The following is a 2,938-nucleotide window of genomic DNA, read 5'->3' on the forward strand; positions in this document are numbered from 1 at the left end:
GAGGCGGGGACGCGGGGACGCGGCGGGGTGCTCGACCCGTCAGTCCGCCGCCGGAACCGCCGTCAGGCCCAGCCGCCCCCCGGCCAGGGCGATCGTCGCGGAGACCAGGGCGCGGAGACCGACGTCGTCCGGGAAATCGTCCGGCGCGTAGAGGCACTGCAACGTCAGCCCGTCGAAGCCGGCGAGGAAGAACCGGGCGATCGCCTCCGCCGGCAGGGCGAGTTCGAACCCGGTGCGTGCCGCCGCCCCGGCCACCAGCCTCGCCGTCGCCTCGCTCACCCCCCGGTAGTAGCCCTGGTAGGTCTCCCTCAGGCCGGGGGTGCGCAGGGCGACCATGCTCAGCTCGGTGAGCAGACGGTAGCGGGTCGCCTCCTCCCGCACGGCACGCCACGACGCGCCGGCCAGCGCGACGATCGTCTCCTCGAAACCGGCGTCCTCCGGCGCCGCCCGCTCGGCCTGCGCGATCAGGTCGTCGGTGAGCCGTTCCATGACCGCCCGGTACAGGTCCGCCTTCGTACCGAAGGTGTAGTGGACCGTGGCCTGCGCGACGCCGAGTTCGGCGGCGATGGCGCGCGTACTGCCGGCGGCGACGCCCTCCCTGGTCATCAGGTCGATGGCCGCGTTGATCAGCTGAGGGCGGCGCTCGGCCGCGGAAACATGTGCCATGCGCGCATCATAACGACCTGGTCGCCCGAACAAGTCGATTAATCAAGTCGACGGATCAAGTCGATACAACTGCCCTGCGGTGGGCACGATCCTCACCATGGACGACAGCGAACTGCAACCGGAGTGGTTCGGCCACCCCACTCGACGGCGAGGAGAGCCGCCATGCGGACCGGCATCGTCATGACAGCGGGGCCGGGTGTGGAACACCTGGCCGCCCGTGCGGAGGAACTCGGCCTCGACAGTTTCTGGGTGTACGACACGCCGATGGTCCACGGTGATCCGTTCGTGAGTCTCGCGCTCTGCGCCAGGTCCACCCACCGGATCAGACTCGGCATCGGTGTCACCTCACCGGCACTGCGTTCCGCGCCCGCCGCGGCGGCGGCCGTCAGCAGCCTCAACGCCCTCGCCCCCGGCCGCATCGTCTGCGGGGTCGGCACCGGCAACACGGCGCGCCGTACGCTCGGCATGCGGCCCGCGAAGACGGCGGAGCTGGAGTCGTTCACGGCCGCCCTGCAGGATCTCACCGCGGGCCGCGAGTCGGACTACCGCGAGGGGACCCGGTCCAGCAGGGTGCGGTTCCTGCACGCCGGGCCGTACGTCGACACCGAGGCTCCCGTGGAGTTCGTCGTGGCCGCGTCCGGCCTGAAGGCCGCCGCGGTCGCCGGCCGGCTCGGCGCGGGAGTGATCTCCTTCGGGATGCACGACCCCGCGGCCTGGTCCGCCCTCGGCCGGGCCCGGCGGGCGGCGGCGCGGGACGCGGGCCGCGCCGGGAGGACCCGCTCGTATCTCATGTCCTCCCTGCATGTCCTCGCCGACGGCGAGGACCGCTACGGCGATCCGGTCAAGGACTCGATGGGGCACATCGCACTGGGCGCACTGATCCTCGGCGCGGAGGACCCCGCCTTCCGCGCGGCCCTCCCTCCGGAAGAGGCCGCGGCTGTCGGCCGTCTGCTCCAGCTGCGCGGCACCACCCCCGCCGATCCCAGGTTTCACCAGGCGCTCTACCGCAACTACCTGGGCCGGCTGTCCCCCGAGGACCGCGAGCTCATCGTGCCCTCCCTGGTGGACAGATTCGGCCTGGTCGGCACCAGGGGCGAGGTCACCGAGCGGATCGGCGTGCTGGAGAGGTCGGGGGTCGACGAACTGGTGATCCAGCCCGTCGTGGACCCGGAGACCGAAATGGCCGAGCTCGCACGGCTGCTGGCCTGACACCCGGCGAAGGACGGCCGTCGGATCGCCCAGCGAGCCGCTCGGGCGGTAATCCACGATTCCGGAGCGCGAAGAAGCCCGAAAAGGGGCGCGCGGTCGCGTACCGCGCCGTAGTCGGTCCGGCGCTCGACAGACTCCTCCACAAGCCTGTCGTCGAACCGTTGAGGAGCCGACCGTGTCCGTTCTCCCTGTCGTCTTCCGCACGCCACCGTTACGGGCCAGCACCGGGGCGGTGCTGGCCGGAGCGGCATGTGCCGCCCTGCTGGCCGCGCAACCCGCCCAGGCGTCCGGCACCGACCAAGGCCCCCTCGCGCACGTGCCCGCGGACATTCGCGGCTCCTGCTCCTCCGTGGCCTCATCGATCCTCCCGCCCTCCGCTTCCGGCGCGGTCAGCTGCAAGACCACGAACGGCACGTCGATCGTCTACATGCAGTACCGGGACTCGTCCAGCATGGAACAGGGCTACCAGAGCGACCTGCGCGCCTACTCGTTCGACCACGACACATGCGGCGCGTCGACTCCGCTGAACGGCAAGCAGCCCTACTCGGTCAACGGGCAAGAGGCTGGCACAGCGGCGTGCTTCCGGGACAAGGACGGCGTCAGCAACGACATCGAGTGGACCAACACCTCCCTGTCCATCCTCTCGCTCATCAAGTCGAGCTCGTCGTACGACCAGCTGATCCAGTCGTGGCAGTCGGCGGGTCCGGTGCCGTGACGCCTGTCCGGAGAGCCGGTGGGCCCTGCCGGCCGAGGCGGGGGGCGACGCGTGAGGCCCGAGGACGGGCCGCCCGGCCCCGGGCCCGGGCCGTTGGGCCCTCACGCCGCGGTCTTCCGCGAGGGACAGTGGTGGCAGAACGACCATCACGCGCGTGCAGCGTCCACCGGCAGTCCGCACGCGCTCGGTCCGGAGGTGACGACGATGATGTTCTGGTACGACCACCACGGCGGCGGCTGGGGCTGGGGCTGGGTCGCCATGTCGATCAGCATGCTCCTCTTCTGGGTGCTGATCATCGCTGCCCTCGTCCTGCTCTTCCGCGCCCTTGCCCGCCCCCACGAGCACACC

Annotated in this window: 3 protein-coding genes; 2 read left to right on the top strand and 1 reads right to left on the bottom strand. The window is 71.3% G+C overall.

Annotation, left to right across the window (positions count from 1 at the left end):
* Positions 1 to 39: 39 nt before the first annotated feature.
* Entirely contained in the window at positions 40 to 666 is a 627-nt protein-coding gene (locus K6I34_RS34770) for a TetR/AcrR family transcriptional regulator (RefSeq protein WP_229332031.1), read from the bottom strand.
* A gap of 162 nt (positions 667 to 828) precedes the next feature.
* Between K6I34_RS34770 and K6I34_RS34775 the strand changes: the two genes are divergently transcribed.
* Both K6I34_RS34775 and K6I34_RS34780 read left to right on the top strand, forming a co-directional pair.
* Complete coding sequence (locus tag K6I34_RS34775; RefSeq protein ID WP_229332032.1) at positions 829 to 1,875, top strand: LLM class flavin-dependent oxidoreductase; 1,047 nt, start codon at positions 829 to 831, stop codon at positions 1,873 to 1,875.
* Positions 1,876 to 2,050: 175 nt separating this feature from the next.
* Positions 2,051 to 2,590 carry a hypothetical protein gene (locus K6I34_RS34780; protein ID WP_229332033.1) on the top strand — a complete coding sequence of 180 codons (540 nt, stop codon included), beginning with the start codon at positions 2,051 to 2,053 and terminating at the stop codon, positions 2,588 to 2,590.
* The last annotated feature ends 348 nt before the right edge of the window (positions 2,591 to 2,938 follow it).

Origin of the sequence: Streptomyces sp. UNOC14_S4, assembly GCF_020740835.1 — a bacterium.
Taxonomy (GTDB): Bacteria; Actinomycetota; Actinomycetes; order Streptomycetales; family Streptomycetaceae; genus Streptomyces.

Coding starts and splice junctions, on each gene's coding strand:
- K6I34_RS34770 (WP_229332031.1), bottom strand. CDS start 666: ATGGCACATGTTTCCGCGGCCGAGCGCCGCCCTCAGCTGATCAACGCG.
- K6I34_RS34775 (WP_229332032.1), top strand. CDS start 829: ATGCGGACCGGCATCGTCATGACAGCGGGGCCGGGTGTGGAACACCTG.